Here is a 20204-nt window from a genome sequence, read left to right on the forward strand (position 1 = left end):
GATCACGCGGACACCTCCCGATTCGCCGTGGTGGCCGCCGTGCGCCTGGCGAGCCTGCGCTCCAGCCAGAAGGCGCCACGCGACAGGCCGAAGCAAAGGATGAAATAGGTCAGGCCCAGGATGCCGTACACCTCGGCCGGCCGGGTGAAGACCTGTGTGTTGATCTGGGTCGCAATGAAGGAGACCTCGGCCAGCCCGATGATGTAGCCGAGCGAAGTCTCCTTGATGGTCGAGACAAACTGGTTCACCAGCGAGGGCAGCATGCTGCGCAGGGCCTGCGGCAGCAGCACCAGCCGCATGGTGCGTCCGTAGTCCAGGCCCAGCGCGCGCGCCGCTTCGGACTGGCCGCGCGGAAGGCCCTGCACGCCCGCGCGCACGATCTCGGCGAGGTAGGCGGCATCGAACACCACGAGTGCGATCAGCATGGTGCTGAACTGGTCGGTCTTGACCCCGGTCACGCTGGGCAGGAAGAAGTACGCCCAGAACACCACCATCAGCAGCGGCACGCCACGTACCGCGTAGACGAGCGCCGTGACGGGCCAGCGCAGCCAGCGCCAGGGACTCAGCCGGGCCAGCCCGAACACGATGCCCAACGGCAGGGCCAGCACCAGCGCGCTGCTGGCCAGCAGCATCGTGAGCACCAGGCCACCCAAAGGCCCTTCGGGATACTGCCCGACGAGGAAGTAGAGCCAGTACGTCCGGATCAGCTCAAGCATGCGCCGTTCCCCTCATGCCAGGCGGACCGGGAACCGGTGCTGGTACCAGCCGGCCAGGGCCGTGATGAGCATCGACACGGTCAGGTACGCCGCGGTCGCGAAGGCGAAGGACTCGAAACTGCGGAAGCTCGCGCTTTCCACCTGCCCCGCCTGGTACATCAGCTCCGCCACGCCGATCACGGTGGCGATGGAGGTGTTCTTCCACAGGTTGAGCGTCTGCGAGATCAGCGGCGGCACCGTCACGCGCAAGGCCTGCGGCAGCACCACGCGACGCATCGTCGCGAGAAAGCCGAAGCCCAGCGCACGGCCCGCCTCGAACTGCACCGCCGGGATGCTGCGAATGCCGCTGCGGATGTCCTCGGCCATGTACGCCGCGCTATACAGCGCCAGCGCGATCACGGCGCTGACCGCCTCGATGTTGCGGGCGTAGAGCCATTCCTTGAATCCGGTCGGCAGCAGTTCGGGCGCGCCGAAGTACCAGAAGAGCATGTGCGCGAGCAGCGGGATGTTCCGTATCACTTCCACGTACGCGAAGCCCAGGGCCTGCAGCCAGCGCACAGGCGACAGCCGCAGAAGCGCCACCGCGACGGCGATCGGCAGCGCGAACAGCAGCGATGCCACGAGCAACTGGAGCGACAGCCAGAGGCCCGCCATCAGCATGTCGTGGTACCGCCCGCTCAGGAGCAATGTGTAGTCGAAGAAAGGCATGTCGGGGTGACCGGCGCGAGCCGGCCATGGTACCCGGCATGGGTCCCGTCTCAGGAGATCGCGACGGCCAGGCCGTCCGCGCTCACTCGGTGATCTTGTCGGTCTCGAAGCGGAAGTCGCGGGTCTGGAAACCCGACGCGGTGTCCGGCCCGTACCACTTGAAGAAGATCTTCTCGGCCTGGCCGGATTTCTCCAGATCGCGCAGCGTGTCGTCGACCACGGCCTTCAGCGCGGGCTCGCCCTTCTTGATGCCGATCGCCAGCGATTCGGTGCTCAGGTTCTGCTTGAGCACGACGTACTGCGCCTTCTGCGGGCCGAGCTTGGCATAGCTGCGCAACAGCGCCGCCTCGTCGTCCACGTAGCCCACGCCCTTGCCCTGCTGCAGCGCCTGGAAGGCCTGCTGGCTGGTGTCGAAGGTGACCACGTCCACGCCCGGCACCGCCTTGCGCAGGTTGGGCTCCTGCGTGCCTCCGCGAATCGTCAGCACCTTCTTGCCCGCGAGCTGCGGCACCTCGGCGATGCCGCTGTCCTTCTTCACGATCGCCTTCTGGCCGGTGACGAAGGTGGTCAGCGAAAAGTCGATCTGCGCCTCGCGCTCCTTGTTGTGGGTGAGCCCGGCGGCGACCAGGTCCACATGGCCCTGCTGGAGTTCCGGAATGCGTGCGGCGACCGCGATCTGCTTGAGCACGGGCTTCACGCCGATCTTCTGCGCGATCGCCTCGGCCAGGTCGACTTCATAGCCGACGATCCGGCGCGTCTTGGGATCGATGAAGGTGGCGGGCTCGTCCGTTCCGAGCACGCCGATGACGAGTTCACCCCGTTTCTTGATGTCGGCGAGCTGGTCGGCATGGGCGCTGAACATCGGCAGCAATGCAGCGGTGGCGAGCAAGGTCGCGATGAGGGGGCGGCGGCGCATGAGGTTTTCCTCCTTGATGAGCGGCCCGTGAAGATACCAAGCAACCGCCCAACGACTAAATACAGATTTCGAATACTGCAAATGCTCTGCAGCGGGGACGCACGCGGCCAGTCTAGCGCTGCTGACCGCACTTGCCGACCGCTCATGACGTACCGGAAGGTGCACGCCAGACGATGTCGCGCACGTTGATCTTGCGCGGGATGATGCCCAGCGACTGGAAGGTGTCGGCCAGTTGCTGCTGCTGCGCGACGTGGGCATCGGTCACCGGGCCGAAGGTGAACTCCGCCCTGGCAAAGGCGGCGGACCACGACTTGACGTCGATGCCGGTGGCGTCCGAGGCCAGCGCTGCGAGCTCCTCGCGATGCTTGCCCGACCACACGGTGAGCTTGCCGATCTCGTCGAGCACCGCGGCAAGCACGGCTGGGTAGCGCGTGGCGAAATCCTTGCCGGCCATGTAGTAGGACGCGCTGGCCAGGCGCTTGTCCGTGGTGTCGGCGATCACGCGTGCGCCGTAGCGTTCCTCGGCAATGGCGTAGAACGGATCCCACACCACCCACGCGTCGATGTTGCCGCCGTTGAAAGCGGCGGTGGCGTCAGCCGGCGCGAGGTAGGTCGGCACGATGTCCTGGAACGTCAGGCCGGCGGTCGCCAAGGCCTTGATCGTCACGTTGTGCGCGCTCGACCCCTTGCCGAAGGCGACCTTCTTTCCCCTGAGATCGGCCACCGACTTGATGGGCGAATTCCTGGGCACGAGCACCGCATGCTGGGCCGAAGGCGTGGCGGCGGCATAGACGAGACTGGAGCCGCCTGCCTGCGCGAAGACCGGCGGTGTATCGCCGACCGATCCGAGATCGATCGCACCGGCACCGAGCGCCTCGAGCATCGGCGGGCCGAACTGGAACTCCACCCACTTCACGCTTGGGACGCCGAGCGCCTTCAGTCGCTTCTCGATCACCTGCTGCTTGCGAGCCAGCACCAGCACGGCCGAGCCTTTCTGGAAACCGATCGTGACCTCGCCGGGCAGCGGGGCCTGCGCCCAGGCCGACCTGCCCAGGCCCACAGCCGAGGTCAGCGCCAGGAGCGCCGGGCCGACATCACGGCGGCGCAGACGGAAAAGGGAATCGGTTGGCAAAGCAGGCTCCTTTAACGCGATGACGAATGGCTCGCACCTTAGGCGGGGCCGAGGCCCTTGTCGAATACGCTAATCGCGTTTGCTTATGCGTTCTCTGCGCACCTTGCTGTCGTGCTGTGCTGCCCACTCGGACTCACCACGAATGCGCAAGCGCCGGCCGACCGTGCGCCACCGCCGCGGCCCGGATGCGCCGCATGATCCGCACGGGCACATGACCGTGCGGCGCTCGACGGGCCACCTCGTGCGGCGAGGCTGGCGCGATCTTCCAGAGCGAAACAGTTTGCGCGACCACTCGGAGGGCGTGTTCGCGGGGCGTCGGATCAGAGGGAACAGGGCGCATGAAGAATTCCTGGGTTCAGTGGACGAATTCTGCGGACGTCCGGCACTCCCGCGAACGAAGGAATGCGAGTTAGCAGATGCGCTTTCCGTCGAGGCCGCAGGCCGATGCATGGCTTCGTACGGGCCTGCCCCGCCCCCGCCAACCATTTCCTGCCGGCGCGCCAGTGATCGGGCGCGCGGTCCGCTTTCACCTGTTCGGCTGCGGCGTCAGGCGGAGTAGCAACGGATCGCCTTGAAGCCCTTCGGGAAGCGCTCCGCGCCGCGTGCACTCGCCTGTGACTTTGTTCGCGTTCCCGGTCAGCACCTGCCGAGGACATGTCAAATGACATACCAAAGTACTAGAGCGGTCCGAGAATGACCGCTGTCTCATCTGGCTACAGGTCACATGGCCAAGAAAATCCAACTCAACGACGCGCAGTGGAACAGGTTGCAACGGCTGGCAAATGAAAATGGCAGGAGCGCCCCCGACGAAACGCCCGGCGTGTCGCATCGCCTGAGATCCAACGGACTGGTGGCATCGGACCGCAAAGGCCGCGAATACCTGACTGATCAAGGGGCGCGTCGGTTGAGTCAGGGCCGGTAGTCGGACCGGCCGCTTGCAATCCGGCCGGGAGACGGGCACGCAAAGTGCGTGCTCCTTCAGGCATGCGCCGATGTCGAATGCGCTCCAGTCTGCCGACGCGCCGCAACAAGGAATGCCACATGCGAATTCATGCCGAGTGCAAGATGACGGTCAAGGCCTCCGAAGACTGTCCGGTCGTCGCCATGATGCGCCCCCGCAGTGGCGAAGCGCAGTGGATGGTGAGCGAGATCTACGAGATGCGGCCCTGGGTGCCGACGACCGAATACGTGGACCAGTATGGAAACCTTTGCCAGCGGCTGACGATCCCCGCCGGCGAGATGCGCATCGAGGTCAGCACGGTCATGGAGACGGAGGAAGAGATCGCGGTCGCGCCGGACGCCGGCATCACGCCGATCCCCGAATTGCCTTCGGACGTGCTCGTGTACCTGCTTCAGAGCCGCTACTGCCCGTCCGACAAGATGGAGGATCGGGCGAAGGACATCACCCATGGCGCGGCACCCGGCTATCCGCAGGTGGAGGCCATCCGCGCGTGGATCCACGAGAACGTGGAATACAAGTACGGCGTGAGCGACGGCAGCACCGACGCACTCGACACGCTCGACACCGGATCAGGCGTATGTCGCGACTTCGCGCACATCGGCGCGGCGCTGTGCCGCGCGCTTCGCATCCCGGCCCGCATGGTGGTGGGCTATCTGTACCAACTCGACCCAATGGACATGCATGCGTGGTTCGAGGCCTATGTGGGCGGGCGCTGGTACACCTTCGATGCAACGCAGGGCGAGGCGCGCGGCGGCCGGATCGTCGTCGCCTATGGCCGCGACGCCGCCGATGTCGCCTTTCTTTCCAACTATGGCCCGCTTGAAATGGGCGACATGAAAGTCACGGTGCACAGCGTTGCACCTGCGCAGTGAACGCGCCCAGATTTGCGCATCGAGCCGATACGGCTTTAAGTGCGTTCCTCTAATGCGGCGCACCGACGGGTATTTCGCTTGTGTGGACAGGCACCCGCCCCCAGACTGGGCCATGCTGCAGTGCAACAAGCATCGCGGCTTGTCTCCCAACCTCACAGAAAGCTCATCATGACCTCCCACGCCGCTGGCCCGACCGCTTCCGTTGACACGATGTTCGGCTTGGCCGGCGAGGCTTTCAAAGGGGCGGAAACGCTCGCATCGCTCAACCTGCAGACGCTCAAGACCTTGATGGCCGAGAGCCAGGAAACCAGCCGACTCGCGAGCTCCACCAGAGATCCGGCAGAACTTGTCAAGCTCCAGGTGGCCACCCTGCAAGCCGCGCCGCTAAAGGCATTGGCGTATGGGCGCCAGGTACAGGAGGTCTTTGCGACATTGGGCGCTGCGCGGCAGGTCGCATACGAAGACGGCATTGCCGGGGCACAAGCCAAGTTCCTCGAGGCGATGAACGGCTTCTTCAAGAACGCCCCCGGCTCCGAGAAGATTCTGTCGATGGCGCAGTCCGCGGTGGATGCCTCGAACAGCGCCTACAGGAACATGAACGCGACATCAAAGCGACTGTCCGATACCTTGGCAGCCAACGTGACGAAAGCCGAGGAGGCGGTCACGCAAGGCGCATCCAGCGCACTGGCGAAGATTGAAGTCTGATCTGGCGTTGACGATGGCGTGCACCTCAAGGCGCGTCTCCACCCTTCGGAGCCCGCTATGAAAGCATCCGACCTCTTCGTCAAGGCGCTGGAAAACGAGGGCGTCCAGCGGATCTTTGCCGTGCCCGGTGAAGAAAACCTCGATCTCGTCGAGTCCCTGCGACGATCCACCATCGAACTCGTGCTCACGCGGCACGAGCAATCCGCTGCCTTCATGGCGGCGACCCACGGCCGCCTGACCGGACAGCCCGGCGTGTGCATGGCCACACTCGGTCCGGGCGCGCTCAATCTGGTCACGGGCGCGGCCTACGCACACCTGGGTGCCATGCCGATGGTGTTGATTACAGGACAGAAGGCGATCATGACGGCGCGGCAGGCGCGCTTCCAGATCGTCGACATCGTCGCGACGATGAAGCCGTTGACGAAAGCATCGCGGCAGATCGTCAGTGCGGCAAGTATCCCCACCGTGGTCCGTGACGCGTTCAGGGTTGCCGCCGAAGAGCGCCCCGGGCCGGTGCATCTCGAATTGCCGGAAGACGTGGCCGCCGAGCAGGTGGCCGGGGACGTGGACGTCATTCCCGTTCACCCCATCGATCTGCCGGTGGCGCACGAAGCGGCCATCGTCCGGGCCGCTGAAATGCTGATGCGCGCGAAGCGGCCGCTCGTCATGTTCGGCGCCGCGAGCAACCGCCCCCGGCTGCATGGCCAGCTGGCCGATTTCGTGCGCCGCGTCGGCATTCCCTTCTTCAACACGCAGATGGGCAAGGGAACGGTGGCCGGCGGCGGCATTGCCGAAGGCCGGACCGGGTTCTGGATGGGTACTGCGGCGCTCACGGAGCGCGACTACGTGCACGAGGCGATCGACCGCGCCGACCTGATTCTTGCCATCGGCCACGACACCATCGAAAAGCCGCCGTTCATCATGGGACCCCGCGGCCCGCTGGTGGTCCACGTCGGCTACATGCCGGCCGCCGTCGAGCAGGTGTACTTCCCGCATGCCGAGGTCGTGGGCGACGTCGGCCCGAGCCTCACACTGCTGGCCGATCGCGTCGAAGGCCGCCTCCCGAACGCCGGGGCCTTGCTGCCGCAGCGAGAGGGAATCCTCGCGCGCACCATGAGCCGTTCCACCGAGTCGCGCTTTCCGCTGACGCCGCAGCGCATCGTCCACGACGTGCGCCAGGTCATGCCCGACGACGGCATCGTCGCGCTCGACAACGGCATGTACAAGATCTGGTTCGCGCGCTGCTATCCCACGCGCACGGCCAATGCCCTGCTGCTCGACAACGCGCTCGCGACGATGGGTGCCGGCCTGCCATCGGCCATGATGGCGGCGCTGCTGCATCCGCGGCGCAGGGTACTGGCAGTGTGCGGCGACGGCGGCTTCATGATGAATTCGCAAGAGCTCGAGACTGCCATCCGGCTCAAGCTCGATCTCGTGGTGTTGATCATCGAGGACAACGCCTACGGGATGATTCGCTGGAAACAGTCGGTCGACCAGTTCACCGACTGGGGCATGACCTTCGGGAATCCGGATTTCGTGAAGTACGCGGACGCCTACGGTGCGAAGGGGCGCCGCGTCGAATCCGCCGAAGGACTGGCGCCGGCGCTCGAAGCGGCCTTCTCCGAAGGTGGCCTGCAGATCGTCGCCGTGCCGATCGACTATTCGGAAAACACCCGGGTGCTCGTCGACGAATTGCGCAATCGCGTCGCGGCAACGGCCGCCCAACCCGGAACACTCGCATGAAGATCAAGGCCGCCGTACTTCGGCAGATGGGCGTTGCGCCGCCCTATGCATCGTCCAGGCCACTCTCGATCGAGACGGTCGACCTGGCCCCGCCGGGGCCGGGCGAGGTGCTGATCAAGGTCGTCGCCGCGGGCCTGTGCCATTCGGACCTCTCGGTCATCAATGGCGATCGGCCCCGGCCGATGCCGATGGCGCTGGGCCACGAAGCCGCGGGCATCGTCGAAGGTCTCGGCGACGGCGTCACCGACCTGCAAGCGGGCGACCACGTGGTGGTCGTGTTCGTGCCCAGCTGCGGCCATTGCGCGCCCTGCGCCGAAGGCCGGCCGGCTTTGTGCGAGCCCGGTGCCGCCGCCAATGGCGCGGGCACGCTGCTCTCCGGCGCGCGCCGCATCTCGCAGGTCGGACAGGCCGTCAACCATCACCTCGGCTGCTCCGTGTTTGCGGAGTACGCCACCGTCTCGCGTCATTCGCTCGTGAAGATCGACAGTGCCGTTCCCCTGGAGGAAGCCGCCCTCTTCGGTTGCGCCGTCCTGACGGGCGTCGGTGCCGTTGTCAACACGGCGAAGGCGCCCTTGGGTGCTTCGGTCGCGGTGGTCGGCCTGGGCGGCGTCGGTCTTGCCGCACTGATCGGAGCGCAGGCCGCCGGCGCGCGGCAGATCGTCGCCATCGACCTGTCGGACGACAAGCTGGTGCAGGCACGCGAACTGGGTGCCACGCACACGGTGAATGCCGCGCAACCGGACGCCATCGAGCAGATTCGGGAGCTCAGCGCGGGTGGAGTCGAGTACGCCTTCGAATTCGCCGGTTCGATCCGGGCGCTCGATCTGGCCTACAGGATTACGCGTCGCGGCGGCACGACCGTCACCGCGGGCCTGCCGCCATCGACGGCAACCTTGCCGTTGGCCGCCGTCAATCTCGTGGCGGAAGAGCGCACGCTCAAGGGCAGCTATATCGGCACCTGCGTCCCGTCGCGCGACGTCCCTCGCTACATCGCGCTGTACCGGCAAGGGCGCCTGCCGGTGGACAAGCTCCTCACCGGCCGCCTCTCGCTCGAAGACATCAACCGTGGCTTCGATCTGCTGCACGAAGGAAAAGCCACACGACAGGTCGTCGTCTTCGACTGAAGGACCTCATGAACCGGAACAAGGTCGTCAGCGCCGATGAGGCCATCGCGCTCATCCGCGATGGCGACAGCGTGAGCTGCTCGGGCTTCGTCGGCATCGGGACGCCGGAGGAACTGATCGTCGCTCTCGAAAGGCGGTTCGTGACGACACAGGGCCCGCGCGACCTGACGCTCATCTTTGCGGCTGCGCCGGGCGATGGCAAGGTGCGCGGCGTCAACAGGCTGGCCCACGAGGGCCTCATCAGGCGCGCCATCGGCGGCCACTGGGCCCTGGTGCCGCAACTGGCCAAATTGGCGACCGACAACCTGATCGAGGCCTACAACCTGCCGCTGGGCACCATCTCGCACCTGTACCGCGACGCCGCGGCGCACCGCGCAGGCACCCTGAGCAAGGTCGGACTCGGCACCTTCGTGGACCCGCGCCAGAGCGGCGGGCGCATCAACCAGCGCACGCAGGAAGAGCTCGTGCGCGTCATGGAGATCGACGGCGAGGAGTGGCTTTTCTACAAGGCTTTTCCGGTCAACGTGGCGCTGATACGCGGCACGACCGCCGACCCGTCCGGCAACATCACGATGGAGCACGAAGCGCTGTTGCTCGACGCGCAGGCGGCCGCCATGGCGGCGCGCAATGCCAATGGGCTGGTCATCGCCCAGGTCGAGCGCATCGCTGCCGCGGGAACGCTCGACCCACGCAGCGTGGTGGTGCCGGGTGTCATGGTCGACTGCGTCGTGGTGGCGTCGCCGGAGCTTCATCAGCAGACCTACGGCACCGCCTACAACGCTGCCTTCTCCGGCGAGATGCGTGTGCCGGCCAACAGGATCGCTGTCGCGCCACTGGACGAACGCAAGCTCATCGCACGTCGTTGCGCCTTCGAACTGCCGCTGGGAGGCGTCATCAACCTCGGCATCGGCATGCCGGAGATCCTGGGCGCCGTGGCCGCCGAGGAACGCGTGCTCGACCACTTGACGCTGACGGCGGAGCCGGGAGTCATCGGCGGAATGCCCAAGGGCGGGTTGAATTTCGGCGCAGCAGTCAACACGCAAGCCCTGCTGCACCAGAACCAGCAGTTCGACTTCTACGACGGCGGCGGGCTCGACCTTGCGTGTCTCGGCATGGCACAGATCGATCGCGCAGGCAATGTCAACGTCAGCCGTTTCGGAACGCGGCTGGCGGGTGCTGGCGGCTTCATCAACATCAGCCAGAACGCGCGCCGCGTGGTCTTCGCGGGCACCTTCACCGCGGGTGGTCTCGAAGTCGCGATCGAAGATGGAAACCTGCGTATCGTGACCGAAGGCCAGGCGCCCAAGTTCGTCACGGCCGTCGAGCAGATCACGTTCAGCGGGCCACAAGCCATGAGCAAGCGGCAGTCGGTGCACTACGTGACCGAACGCTGCGTCTTCAGCCTGCAGCCAAACGGACTGCAGTTGACCGAGGTGGCGCCCGGCATCGACATCGACCGGGACATCCTGGCGCACATGGACTTCCGGCCGCTGATCGGGAAGATCAATTGCATGGATGAGCGCCTGTACCGCGCCCGCCCGATGGGGCTGTCGGCCGCGCTCCTCGATCTCCAGTTGGCCGAGCGCCTCAGCTACGACGGCGAGCGGAACATCCTCTTCGTCAACTTCCAGGGCTATGCGATTGAGGACATGGACGGCGTCGAAAGCGTTCGCCGGGTGTTCGCGGCGCTGTACGAGAAAGCTGGCCGCAAGGTGGCACTCGTCGCCAACTACGACGGATTCCTGATCGACGAATCCTTGAGCGACTCGTACTTCGCGATGGTCGAGGATCTGCACGCGCAGTACTACAGCACCGCGACACGCTACACGACCAGTGCCTTCATGCGAATGAAGCTCGGCTCGTCGCTGTCGTCGCGTCAGGGGGCCGCGCATCTGTTCGAGACCCAAACCGAAGCGATCGAGTTCCTGCGCCGCCGGCCGCACGTCCTGGCAGCCTGAGGCTGACTGCGCCCTCAGTTCGACCCAGGGATTTCGAGCGTCCCGGCGCTTCCCTTCAAGCCCCTTGACGCGCTGGTATAGCCGCCCCCGCCCCCATCGACGAAGTGCACATGCAGGCTGTCGGCCGGCGACGTGACCAGACAGGTCATCAGCGCCGTCTCCGACAGATGCAATCCGTAGCGCAGGCCGTGTGCCCGCGCCGCCTCGGACATGCAGGCCTTGATTCGCTCGACGGCGGCAAGCGGACAGTCGATGACAAGGCAAAGCGTCTCGTCGTGCCTGCAGAAATCGGTGTTGGTGACGATCTCGCGTCGATAACGCTGTGGATCGAAACCGGCGACAGGCTTGTCCCGCGCGAGAACGATTCGCGCGAGAAGCGTCTCCGCGAGCACGCGCGCGCTGGAGGCGAACAGCGATCCTCCCCGTCGCCGGGCCCGCGCCTCCAGCATGAAGCCTGTGGGTGGCCACCGCGCTTGTAGCGTGTTCAGGCTGACAGGGCGGGACTGCACCTCCGGCCCTGCCAGCGTCATGATCTCCTCGTAGACCTCCTGAAGGCCGTTCGCACCACGAACGATCAGCGTCAGCATCGTTCCTCGGGCGGAGTGCAGCGTGTCCCACCGGCAGGACAAGCCCTCCAGATCGACGGGCTCGCCATCGTCCAGCGACTCGGGGATGGCAGCGAGGCGGCCCAGGTCGGCATTGCCCTTGCCTCTCACCGCGGCTTCGAGCACGCCGACCCCGCCACCGTGAAAGACACCGAAGCTGTTGCCGGGCGTCGGCTCGAACCTCCCCACCAGGACTTCGCATTCGTATCGCCGCAGGACGTCGACGGGCACCAAGCCCACCCGCAATGCAAGACCGAAGTCACGCTGCGCCTGTCCGCGGGCCCGCGCCAGTTCGATGCGGGCCTGCGCGATGTTCGACGGCGGAACGAGCACCACCGCCCCGTCACCGCCGAACAGAAAGGGAATCCGCACCGGTGCGCAGAGGTTCCGTAAACCCGCGATGCCCATGGCGGCGACGAAATTGACCGTCTTGTGAAGCCCTTTGCCGATCGCGCCCGTGGAGTCGACGATGTCGGTCACGACCAGCGCCCAGTCGTCGGGCGCAGGTCGGTACCGGCTCAGGTCGAAGGTGTCGCGCTCGCGGCCGAGCACCGGGAGTTCCGAGAAGAACCCTGCAGGAAGGATCGATCGCTCAGCGGTCGAGGAAGGCATGGGAGGTCATCGTAATGCCGCAGGCGATGCGCGCACGGGTACTTCTACGCAACGCCAGGCGCTTCGGATCATCGAAGGGCGAGCAATGGAATCACGGCCCGCGCACCCTTATCCGCAAAACGAGTAAGCCCCTCGACTTGGCGCTTCAGATCATTCGCTCATTTGGAAGCAACGATTCGGTAGTTCGGTGATGGGCTTCGCGACCAGAGAATCGCGCGCTCTGATTCATCCCATCCAAACCGAGAGTCTCCCGATGAGCATCAACGCACCCTCTTCCATCGACACGAGCTTTGGCGACCTGCGCATTCGCCGCGTGGCCGGCCACATCGGTGGCGAGGTCCAGAACCTGAAGCTGTCCGCCGACCTGTCCCCGGAGTCCGTCGACCAACTGAACGCGGCCCTGGTGAAACACAAGGTGCTGTTCTTCCGCGACCAGTCGCATCTCGACGACGCGTCGCACCAGGCTTTCGGCGCGCGCTTCGGCCGCACGGTCGCGCATCCCACCGTGCCCTCGCCCCAGGGCACGAAACTGTTCGAGCTCGATGCCTCCAAGTGCGGCGGCCGGGCCGACTCGTGGCACACCGACGTGACCTTCGTCGACGCCTTCCCGAAGATCTCGATTCTTCGCGCGGTCAAGATCCCTCCGTACGGCGGCGACACGGTCTGGGCCAACACGGCGTTGGCCTATGAGCGCCTGCCGTCCCAGCTCAAGCAACTGGCCGACAGCCTGTGGGCCATCCACAGCAACGACTACGACTATGGCGCCGACCGTGTCGTGGTCGAGGAAGAGCGCCTGCGCCACCACCGCAACGTCTTCGTTTCGGCCGTGTACGAGGCCGAGCATCCGGTGGTGCACGTGCACCCCGTGTCGGGCGAGCGCGCGCTGCTGCTGGGGCACTTCGTCAAGAAGCTCGTGGGCCTGTCGAGCGCCGAGTCGGCACGCATCTTCGAGCTGCTGCAGAACCGCGTGACGCGCCTCGAGAACACGGTGCGCTGGAACTGGCGCCAGGACGACGTGGCGATCTGGGACAACCGCGCGACCCAGCACTTCGCGATCAACGACTACGGCAACCAGCCCCGCCTGGTGCGACGCGTGACCGTGCATGGCGACACCGCCGTGGCCCTCGACGGGCAGCGCAGCCGCACGCGCAGCCGCCCCGAGGCAACCAACGACGAGCGCATCGACGAAGTCATTGCGGCCACGGCCTGAAAGCAGCGAGCTGCCATGACCAAAGAATTCCCGACCTTCGACCGCCAACGTCGCAGCCTGCTCCAGGCCGGTGCCGCGCTCGGTGCTTCCACACTGCTTCCGGGACTGGCGCACGCGCAAGCCGCCGCGAAAAAGTATGCCGGCGTGACGCTCAATGTCTCGACCTTCAGCGCCGCCTACCCCAAGCTCCTGCAGCAGTGGCTGCCCGAGTTCGAGGCACTCACGGGCGCCAAGGTCAACTTCGATGCACCTTCGTTCCCGGTCTACAACCAGCGCGCCGACCTGGAGCTGTCGACCAAGGGCTCGGCCTACGACGTGGTCAACGTCACCTACATCTACACCAGCCGGTGGATCAATTCGGGCTGGCTGACGCCACTCGACGACTACATCAGGAACCCCAACCTGACCGCGGCGGACTGGGACCTGAACGACTTCCTCCCCGGTGCCCGTGCGCCCGAGACAGGCCGCGACGGAAAGCTCTACGGGATCCCATGGACGGCCGAAGTGCTGCTGTCCGCCTCCTCGCGATTCGATCTCGTGCAGAAGGCTGGCCTCGCATTTCCGGACACCACCGACGACCTCGTGAAGGTGCTGCGCGCCGTCAACAAGAAGGAGCGGGTCGCGGGCTTCGTGAGCGACAACCACTATGGCTGGACCTTCGTGCCCTACCTGCACGCCTTCGGGGGCGACGTGTTTCGCAAGGCACCCGACGACCTGTTCCCGACGCTCGACACGCCCGAGGTCATCGCCGCGGGCGAGTATTACGCCAACCTGCTCAGGGAGTTCGGCCCGGATGGCGCGATCACCTATCAGCCCGACCAAGTCACGCAGGCGCTCAAGTCGGGCCGCACGAATTTCGCGGACGCGGGCCAGCTCTACCTGGCCCAGTTGGGCGATCGCAGCACCACCAAGACGATCGACACCGTGAAATTCGGCCCGCTGCCGAAGGGACCGGCCGGCCGCTTCCCCGGCACGGCCGTGCATGCGCTCGGCATCCCAGCCGGATCGAAGAACAAGGAAGCCGCCTGGGCCTTCATCCAGTGGGCGCTCGGCAAGGAGACCACCCGGCGCGCCGTCGCCGCGGGCTATGGCTCACCGGCCCGCCGCTCCGACATCGACTCGGCCGAGTTCCGCCAGAAGCAGGTGATCAACGGCAACGACCTCGCCAAGCTCTCGCTCGAGTCCATCGAGATGGCTGCGAAGACCGGCCACATGAAGTACCGCACCGTCTCGGTGTATCCGCAAGTCGACCAGCAGTTGAACAAGGCGATCGAGCTGATCGCCAGTGGGCAGCTCTCGGCGAAGCAGGCCTTCCAGCAGGCGCAGGCCAACTCGATCTCGGAGCTCAAGCGCGCCGGTGCGAAGCTCTGAGGGCATGGCGGTGGCACACGCACTTCCCGCGGGGAATTGGCAGGCGGAGCGGCGTCGCGCCTTCCTGATCGGCCTGACGCCTTCCCTCGGCGTCCTGTTACTGATCACGCTGGTGCCGGCCGCCGCGCTGCTGGTGGCGAGCTTCACGCCGCTGCAGCTCACAGATCCCTCGGGCACCTTCCGCTTCGACGACCCGTTGGTCAACTACCGGCAGCTGCTGCACGACGATCGCTTCCTCGCGTCCATTGCGGTGCAGCTGAAGCTCTCGGCGTCCAGCGTGGCACTGCAACTGGCGGTTGGCCTGGGCTTGGCGCTGCTGCTGAACGGCAAGTCGCGCCTGCTCGAAGGCGCGCGCACGGTGTTCCTGATCCCGATGGTGCTGCCGCCGATCGTGGTGGCGCTCATCTGGAAGATCATGTACACGCCGGACGTGAGCCCGATCCACCGGACGCTCGAAGCCCTCGGCTGGCCCGTGCGTTCGCTCATCGCCAACCCCGACACCGCCCTCTGGGCCATCTCGCTGGCCGACACCTGGCAGTGGTTTCCCTTCACCATGCTGATGGTGCTCGCGGCGCTGCAGATGATTCCGGACGACCCCATCGAAGCCGCGACCCTCGAAGGTGCGAACCGCTGGCAGCTCTTCCGCTACATCGTCTTGCCGTACATCCGGCCGGTGCTCGTCGTGTGCGGGCTGTTTCGCCTCATCGACAGCTTCAAGGCCTTTCCGCTGATCTACGTGCTGACCAACGGCGGGCCCGGGTCCGTGACCGAGGTCACCAACTACTACGGCTTCATCCAGGCCTTCAATTTCTCCTATTGGGGCTATGCCAGCGCCATCGCGACGGTGATGCTGGTGGGCGTGTTCATCCTGAGCTGGCTGGTGGGCCGGCTGGGCTGGAGTGACCATGACAAGCGCTAACCCTGCCATCGATGCCGGCAATGCGAGGCCGGTCGGCACTGGCGATCGCCCCGTTCGACAGGCTGCCGTTGCAAGGCCGCCCGCGAAGCGCTCGCGGCTCCTGGCCTGGTGGTCCGCCCATGCCCGGGCCATCATCGTCTCGGTCCTGCTGCTGCTCGTGCTGTCGCCCTTCCTCTGGCTGGTGCAGCTCGCATTCAGGCCGGCGGCGGACATCTTCGACGAGCGACTCTTCTTCGTGCCCACGCTCGAAGGCTTCGCCAGCCTTTTGAAGGGCAACTTCCTGAAGTCGTTCTGGAACAGCCTGCTGGTCAGCACGCTCTCGACCGGCTTCTCGCTGCTGATCGGCGTGCCGGCCGCCTACGCGCTCACGCGCTGGAACTTCAAGGGCCGCGACCGCATCGCGCTGTGGATCCTGGTGACGCGGATGGCGCCGCCGATCGCATTCACGATCCCGTTCTTTCTTGCCTACCAGTACCTCGGGCTGCAGGACACGGTCATCGGCCTGGCGATCGTCTACCTGACCTTCAACCTCGCGATCGTCATCTGGCTGATGCAGACCTTCTTCGAGGCCGTGCCGGCCTCGCTGGAGGAAGCCGCCTGGATCGACGGCTGCGGCATCTGGCAGGCGTTCTGGCGGGTCGCCCTGCCGCTAACCGCGCCGGGGCTCGCGGCGACGGCCGTGCTGTGCTTCATCTTCTCGTGGAACGACTTCTTCTACGCGCTCATCCTCACCCGGACCCACGCCATGACCGCGCCGGTGGCGATCGTCAACTTCCTGCAGTACGAAGGCTGGGAGTGGACCAAGATCGCCGCCAGCGGGACGCTGGTGATGTTTCCGGTCGTCATCTTCACCGTGCTGGTCCGGAAGTACCTGGTGCGGGGCCTCACGGCCGGCAGCATCATGGACTGATCTCTCCCATGGCATCCATCAAAGTCAGAAATCTTGTGAAGCAGTTCGGCAGCACGCCGGTCATCCGCGGCATCGACATCGACATCCGGGACGGCGAGTTCGTGGCCCTGGTCGGCCCGTCGGGCTGCGGCAAGTCAACCCTGCTGCGCATGATTGCAGGCCTGGAAAGCATCGACGGCGGCGAGATCCTGCTCGACGAACGGCGCATCAACGAGCTGGCGCCGCGGGATCGCGACGTCGCCATGGTGTTCCAGAACTACGCGCTCTATCCGCACATGACGGTGGCGCAGAACCTGGGCTTCGGCCTGAAGATCCAGGGCGTGCAGGCCGCCGACATCGCGCGTCGCGTGGAGCAGGCGGCCGAGACCCTCGGGCTCGGCGAGCTGCTGCAGCGCCGGCCGCGCCAGCTCTCGGGCGGCCAGCGCCAGCGGGTGGCCATGGGCCGCGCGATCGTGCGCCAGCCGCAGGCCTTCCTCTTCGATGAACCGCTGTCGAACCTCGACGCCAAGCTCCGCGTCCAGATGCGCACCGAGATCAAGGCGCTGCACCAGCGCCTCGGGACCACGACGGTCTACGTCACGCACGATCAGGTCGAAGCCATGACCATGGCCGACCGGATCGTGGTGCTGAAGGACGGGCGGGTGGAACAGATCGGCGCGCCGCTGGAGCTGTACGACCGCCCCCGGAACGCATTCGTCGCAGGTTTCATCGGCTCGCCCGCGATGAACTTCATCCCCGGACGGCTGCAGCTGGATGGCGCTCCTCATGTGCTGACCGACGATGGCCTGCGCCTGCCGGTGGCGCAGGTCTCGCGCGGTTTGCACGGCGATCGCGTGCTCTATGGTGCCCGGCCCGAGCATTTCACGATCGATCCGGGCCGCGGCGCGACCGCGGAGGTGATCGTCGTGGAGCCTACGGGCTCCGAGACGCAGGTGGCGCTACGGCTGGGCAACCAGTCCGTCATGGCCGCGTTTCGCGACCGGATTGCCGCGCGGCCGGGCGACCGGCTGCCACTCTGGCCCGTGGCCGAGGCAGCACATCTCTTCGACGCGGCTGGCGGTCAACGGCTCAACTGATGCCCGAGGGTCGGCCGTTATTGGGTCGAGACCACCGGGGTCGTCTTGCCTGCGACCGTGTCGCCGCTCAGCCAGGCCAACACGGCGGAATCGGTACCTACCGACGTGGCCGCCTCGGCCAGACGCAATTCGCCCTTCGCGGCCTCACCGCCGACGATTCCCGCCGCGGATGCCAGGGTGACCGCGGCGGCCAAGATGAAGTTCCAAGTCGTGTTCATAGCTTTTCTCTCTGTGACGAGAGTTTGAGCCAATTCGCCCGGACAAAATCGGCGCAAAAGGAACTGCAGTGTTCGTTCCGGGGAAACAATGGCCGCAGACGTTCAGAACACGCCCAAAGCAAGCCCCGCCGCGAGCGCCGCACCCAGTTCGCGGCATCGCGCCAGGTCTTCCGTGCCGATCTGCTTCGGGCGCGCGATGGCCTCGGGCGTCTGTGCGTGGGTGCAGACGATCAACGCGGGCGCAATGGCATTCAGCCGCCATCCGGTGGCGATGCGGTCGAGTTGCCGCGCCGCGTTCTGGCCGTCGCTGCCCGCGCAGATCAGCGTGGCATAGGGCCTGCCGTTCAGGCGGTCGAGCGCGGCGTAGTAGCAGCGGTCGAAGAAGTCCTTCATCAAACCCGCCATTGCGGCGAGGTTCTCGGGCGTGGCGAACACGTAGCCGTCCGCGCCGAGCACATCGTCCGGTTGTGCCTCGGGCGCGCGCAGCAGCCGCACGTGGACGCCGGGCTCGTCGCGCGCGCCTTCGGCAGCGGCCTGCGCCATCTGCGCGGTGCCGCCGGACATCGTGTGATAGACCACGAGCAGCGTCTTGGGAGTCATGTCACCCAGCATAGCGGCACGGACCCGCCTGGAGGGGTGGTGGCCGGGGGCAAAAGGCTGGCTGGTGGCGATCCGCGCGCAATGAGCGCCCTCGCCTTGCTAACCAGCCAGAAGGGGTCGACGGGCGAAGTGACTGGTTCGCGCCGTCAGTCCTGATGCGCGTCCGTGGGGCCGCGCGACAGGGGCAACGTTAGGCTCGCTTCACTGGCCCCACCATCGAACGGACGGAATAGTGGGTGTGCATTACTTCACAGAACTGCGAATATCCAACCCGCTGATAGAAGGAGCCTCTGCGTGAACCATCAACTTCAACTGGACACGGTCCGCGTCTACCTGCGCCACCTGAACGCGAGCGACACCGCGGGCCTGGTCTCGACCTTCGAGGACGACGGCGTCGTCCACTCGCCGTTCCTCGGCACGATGAAGGCGCGCGACTTCTTCCCGCGACTGGCACAGGCATCCAGCCAGAGCGTGATCACGCTGATCGACCTGTTCGCCTCGGTGCAACCCGACGGCGACACGGTGCGGGTCGCCGCCTATTTCCGCTACGACTGGACACTGAGCGACGGCAGGCTGGTCGATTTCACCTGCGTGGACGTGTTCGGCTTCCGGCCGGGCAGCGACCGGATCGCCAGCATGCACATCGTCTACGACACGCATCCGCTGCGCGAAGAGGTGGGCGACAAATACGCGCCCGATCCCGTACAGAAGGCTTGAGCCGGCTCAGGCTGCGACCTGCAGCACCACCCGCGCCGCCGGTCGGGCCTCCTCGACATTGCTCTTCATGCGCAAGACGCCGAACAGGTTCTTCGGGTCGTCCATGTCCGGCATCAGGTCGAGGATCTCGCCCAGGCCCAGCGCCTGCGCGGTCTCGCGCATGTAGGCGAGCGCGGAGAAGTCTTCGAGCGCGAACCCGACCGAGTCGAACACCGTGACCTCCGATGCGCTGACACGTCCCGTCCGGTCGCCCGTGAGCACCTGCCAGAACTCGGTGACCGCGAAGTCGGCGGGCATCTGCTGGATCTCGCCTTCGATGCGCGATTGCGGCTCGAACTCTACGAAGACCGACGCCTTCTCGAGCACGCCGCGATGAAGCTCCGTCTTGCCCGGACAGTCGCCGCCCAAGGCGTTGATGTGCATGCCGGGCTCGATCATGTCGGGCGTGAGGATGGTCGCGTTGGTCTTGTCGGCGGTGGCGGTGGTCACGATGTCGGCGCCTCGCACAGCTTCAGCGGTGCTCTCGCAGATCAGGATCTGAAACCCATGGCCGCCGAGGTTCGCAGCGAGCCTGGCGCTGGCGGCCGGGTCCGTATCGAAGAGGCGAAGCTCACGGATGCCCACCAGGTCGCGGAACGCGATCGCCTGGAATTCGCCCTGCGCGCCGTTGCCGATCAGCGCCATGCTGCGGCTGCCCGGACGCGCCAGCCTGCGCGCCGCGAGGGCCGACATCGCCGCGGTGCGGATGGCCGTGGTCAATGTCAACTCCGACAGGAAGCGCGGCGCGCCGGTGGCCACGTCGGCGAGCACACCGAAGGCCATCACGGTCGGCAAGCCGTGACGGTGATTGCCCGGGTGTCCGTTGACGTACTTGAAGGCGAACTGCGTCGCGTCGGCGATGGGCATGAGTTCGATCACGCCGACGTCCGAATGACTGGCGACGCGCGCGCTCTTGTCGAATTCGTTCCAGCGCAGGAAATCGCGCTCGATCCGCTCGGCCACGCCGGCGATGCACGCTGACAGGCCCTTGCGCTGCACGAGCCGGATCATTTCGGGCGCGCTGAGGTAGACGATGCTGGGGCGGTGACTGGCGGACATGACGGACTCCTGCGTGGACGCAGGGCCAGTGTG

The 20204-nt window shown here is 66.1% G+C and carries 20 protein-coding genes; 12 read left to right on the plus strand and 8 right to left on the minus strand.

Annotated elements, in window-relative coordinates; all coding sequences use genetic code 11:
* Window positions 1-2: 2 nt before the first annotated feature.
* The 4 genes from ACSFBL_RS21870 to ACSFBL_RS21885 all read right to left on the minus strand — a co-directional run bounded on the left by ACSFBL_RS21870 (window position 3) and on the right by ACSFBL_RS21885 (window position 3472).
* On the minus strand, window positions 3-716 hold the full coding sequence (locus ACSFBL_RS21870; RefSeq protein WP_435517923.1) for an amino acid ABC transporter permease: 714 nt from the start codon (window positions 714-716) through the stop codon (window positions 3-5).
* Window positions 717-728: 12 nt separating this feature from the next.
* On the minus strand, window positions 729-1424 hold the full coding sequence (locus ACSFBL_RS21875) for an amino acid ABC transporter permease (RefSeq protein WP_435517924.1): 696 nt from the start codon (window positions 1422-1424) through the stop codon (window positions 729-731).
* 82 nt (window positions 1425-1506) lie between these two features.
* Complete coding sequence (locus ACSFBL_RS21880; protein ID WP_435517925.1) at window positions 1507-2340, minus strand: ABC transporter substrate-binding protein; 834 nt, start codon at window positions 2338-2340, stop codon at window positions 1507-1509.
* Window positions 2341-2482: 142 nt separating this feature from the next.
* Window positions 2483-3472: a sulfonate ABC transporter substrate-binding protein gene (locus ACSFBL_RS21885; RefSeq protein WP_435517926.1), complete on the minus strand. Its 990-nt coding sequence runs from the start codon at window positions 3470-3472 to the stop codon at window positions 2483-2485.
* A 724-nt stretch (window positions 3473-4196) separates the two neighbouring features.
* On the opposite strand from ACSFBL_RS21885, the gene ACSFBL_RS21890 reads away from it, so the two are divergent.
* The 6 genes from ACSFBL_RS21890 to ACSFBL_RS21915 all read left to right on the plus strand — a co-directional run bounded on the left by ACSFBL_RS21890 (window position 4197) and on the right by ACSFBL_RS21915 (window position 10835).
* Window positions 4197-4394, plus strand: coding sequence for a hypothetical protein (locus ACSFBL_RS21890; RefSeq protein WP_435517927.1), 198 nt, complete (start codon window positions 4197-4199; stop codon window positions 4392-4394).
* A gap of 119 nt (window positions 4395-4513) precedes the next feature.
* Window positions 4514-5305 (plus strand): transglutaminase-like domain-containing protein, encoded by a 792-nt coding sequence (locus tag ACSFBL_RS21895; RefSeq protein WP_435517928.1) that lies wholly within the window; start codon window positions 4514-4516, stop codon window positions 5303-5305.
* Window positions 5306-5473: 168 nt separating this feature from the next.
* Entirely contained in the window at window positions 5474-6010 is a 537-nt protein-coding gene (phaP, locus tag ACSFBL_RS21900; protein WP_435517929.1) for a TIGR01841 family phasin, read from the plus strand.
* Between the two features lie 57 nt (window positions 6011-6067).
* On the plus strand, window positions 6068-7753 hold the full coding sequence (locus ACSFBL_RS21905; RefSeq protein WP_435517930.1) for an acetolactate synthase large subunit: 1686 nt from the start codon (window positions 6068-6070) through the stop codon (window positions 7751-7753).
* Window positions 7750-8877, plus strand: coding sequence for a zinc-dependent alcohol dehydrogenase family protein (locus ACSFBL_RS21910; protein WP_435517931.1), 1128 nt, complete (start codon window positions 7750-7752; stop codon window positions 8875-8877). Before ACSFBL_RS21905 ends, ACSFBL_RS21910 begins: the two co-directional genes overlap by 4 nt.
* A gap of 8 nt (window positions 8878-8885) precedes the next feature.
* Window positions 8886-10835, plus strand: a complete 1950-nt coding sequence (locus tag ACSFBL_RS21915) for an acyl CoA:acetate/3-ketoacid CoA transferase (RefSeq protein WP_435517932.1) — start codon at window positions 8886-8888, stop codon at window positions 10833-10835.
* Between the two features lie 14 nt (window positions 10836-10849).
* Here the strand turns inward: ACSFBL_RS21915 and ACSFBL_RS21920 are convergent, their stop codons facing one another.
* The gene (locus ACSFBL_RS21920) at window positions 10850-12052 is read right to left on the minus strand and encodes a DUF3095 family protein (RefSeq protein ID WP_435517933.1); all 1203 of its coding nucleotides are present in this window, start codon (window positions 12050-12052) and stop codon (window positions 10850-10852) included.
* A 253-nt stretch (window positions 12053-12305) separates the two neighbouring features.
* Here ACSFBL_RS21920 and ACSFBL_RS21925 point away from each other — a divergent pair, with 253 nt between their 5' ends.
* Genes ACSFBL_RS21925 through ACSFBL_RS21945 form a run of 5 tightly spaced genes read left to right on the plus strand, consistent with a single transcriptional unit; the run spans window position 12306 to window position 17538 of the window.
* Complete coding sequence (locus ACSFBL_RS21925; protein ID WP_435517934.1) at window positions 12306-13262, plus strand: TauD/TfdA dioxygenase family protein; 957 nt, start codon at window positions 12306-12308, stop codon at window positions 13260-13262.
* Window positions 13263-13277: 15 nt separating this feature from the next.
* Window positions 13278-14633 carry an ABC transporter substrate-binding protein gene (locus ACSFBL_RS21930; protein ID WP_435517935.1) on the plus strand — a complete coding sequence of 452 codons (1356 nt, stop codon included), beginning with the start codon at window positions 13278-13280 and terminating at the stop codon, window positions 14631-14633.
* Between the two features lie 4 nt (window positions 14634-14637).
* Complete coding sequence (locus ACSFBL_RS21935; RefSeq protein WP_435518122.1) at window positions 14638-15552, plus strand: carbohydrate ABC transporter permease; 915 nt, start codon at window positions 14638-14640, stop codon at window positions 15550-15552.
* Window positions 15539-16462, plus strand: coding sequence for a carbohydrate ABC transporter permease (locus tag ACSFBL_RS21940; protein WP_435517936.1), 924 nt, complete (start codon window positions 15539-15541; stop codon window positions 16460-16462). Before ACSFBL_RS21935 ends, ACSFBL_RS21940 begins: the two co-directional genes overlap by 14 nt.
* Before the next feature lie 8 nt (window positions 16463-16470).
* Window positions 16471-17538 (plus strand): ABC transporter ATP-binding protein, encoded by a 1068-nt coding sequence (locus ACSFBL_RS21945; RefSeq protein WP_435517937.1) that lies wholly within the window; start codon window positions 16471-16473, stop codon window positions 17536-17538.
* Between the two features lie 17 nt (window positions 17539-17555).
* On the opposite strand, the gene ACSFBL_RS21950 is transcribed toward ACSFBL_RS21945, so the two are convergent.
* Together ACSFBL_RS21950 and ACSFBL_RS21955 are read right to left on the minus strand one after the other, a co-directional pair.
* Window positions 17556-17756, minus strand: a complete 201-nt coding sequence (locus ACSFBL_RS21950; protein ID WP_435517938.1) for a hypothetical protein — start codon at window positions 17754-17756, stop codon at window positions 17556-17558.
* Between the two features lie 102 nt (window positions 17757-17858).
* The gene (locus ACSFBL_RS21955) at window positions 17859-18356 is read right to left on the minus strand and encodes a flavodoxin family protein (RefSeq protein WP_435517939.1); all 498 of its coding nucleotides are present in this window, start codon (window positions 18354-18356) and stop codon (window positions 17859-17861) included.
* Between the two features lie 294 nt (window positions 18357-18650).
* Between ACSFBL_RS21955 and ACSFBL_RS21960 the strand changes: the two genes are divergently transcribed.
* Window positions 18651-19073 carry a nuclear transport factor 2 family protein gene (locus tag ACSFBL_RS21960; RefSeq protein ID WP_435517940.1) on the plus strand — a complete coding sequence of 141 codons (423 nt, stop codon included), beginning with the start codon at window positions 18651-18653 and terminating at the stop codon, window positions 19071-19073.
* A 6-nt stretch (window positions 19074-19079) separates the two neighbouring features.
* Here the strand turns inward: ACSFBL_RS21960 and ACSFBL_RS21965 are convergent, their stop codons facing one another.
* Window positions 19080-20171 (minus strand): ornithine cyclodeaminase, encoded by a 1092-nt coding sequence (locus ACSFBL_RS21965; protein ID WP_435517941.1) that lies wholly within the window; start codon window positions 20169-20171, stop codon window positions 19080-19082.
* Window positions 20172-20204: the final 33 nt, after the last annotated feature.

It is taken from the genome of Variovorax glacialis, assembly GCF_051216375.1.
Lineage (GTDB): Bacteria > Pseudomonadota > Gammaproteobacteria > Burkholderiales > Burkholderiaceae_C > Variovorax.